Origin of the sequence: Enteractinococcus helveticum (genome assembly GCF_001657475.1) — a bacterium.
Lineage (GTDB): Bacteria > Actinomycetota > Actinomycetes > Actinomycetales > Micrococcaceae > Yaniella > Yaniella helvetica.
In genome coordinates this window covers 1-908 of sequence record NZ_LXEY01000073.1, presented here as the reverse complement: position 1 = coordinate 908, position 908 = coordinate 1, and the positions used below count along the sequence as shown (strand labels likewise).

Sequence of the window (908 nt, the reverse complement as noted above, 5' to 3'; positions counted from 1 at the left end):
CTTCACCTCATCGTAAATGGCAAAGTAGCATTAGGTCTCGGCAGCCTTACGGAAAGCTATGAACCTGAAACAGAGTCAGCTTTGTTCTTACGAGTCCTTGGCCGAGGCTCCTGGGTAGCAGAACACAATAACATTCCACTTCTATCTGTCACAGATGGGCATCCCACGGTTCCCCGAGAACGTTTAGACAAAAACACTTTTAGTGACGCAGTGGAACGGATTTTCGGAGAACATGCAGATGTCGAAGAACTATGGCGACTAGCGCTTGAAGCCTCGGAACAACACCACGGAACTATGTTAGTCATACACGCCAATGCAGAAAATGAGGCCCGACGTTTGTCTCCCCCAGCGATTGGAATCAAACCTGGTCCGCTAGCTGATTCAACTCTGCTAGCGGTATCAGCCATCGATGGGGCGATCCTGGTCGATCCCGCAGGACACTGCCACGCAGTTGGAACAATACTCGATGGTCTTGCAGTGCCGGGCATGGGAGATGCCAGTCGCGGTGCACGCTTCAACTCTGCACACCGCTATCTATCAGAGTCCAACGGAAATTGCCTTATTGTCATCGTTAGTGAAGACGGCATGCTCAACCTCATTCCCGATCTTCCTCGACGTGTGAAGCGGTCATATGTTGACGGAGTAATATCCAAAGTTGTGAGTCTATCGCATGGCAAACCTGTGGATTTTGAAGAGTTTTTCAAACACGAGAAACACTTAAGGTCACTTGACTTCTACCTCTCTGCTGAACAATGCACACTTGCGAACGAGTCACTCGAACGTGTTGAAGATTATAGGGAATCATCAGCTAAATCTAATGACGGACTCGGCTTCATAACGCGGGTGTGGCACGATAAGTATGAACCTCATTCCGCTTTCAATGACACATTTTTTCTGCCGGAGTAAGT

The 908-nt window shown here is 48.8% G+C and carries 1 protein-coding gene; it reads left to right on the top strand.

Annotated features, from left to right (window positions below):
• On the top strand, nucleotides 1–906 hold a 906-nt coding region (locus A6F49_RS14560; RefSeq protein ID WP_043055281.1), incomplete at its 5' end, for a diadenylate cyclase.
• Nucleotides 907–908 lie beyond the last annotated feature (2 nt).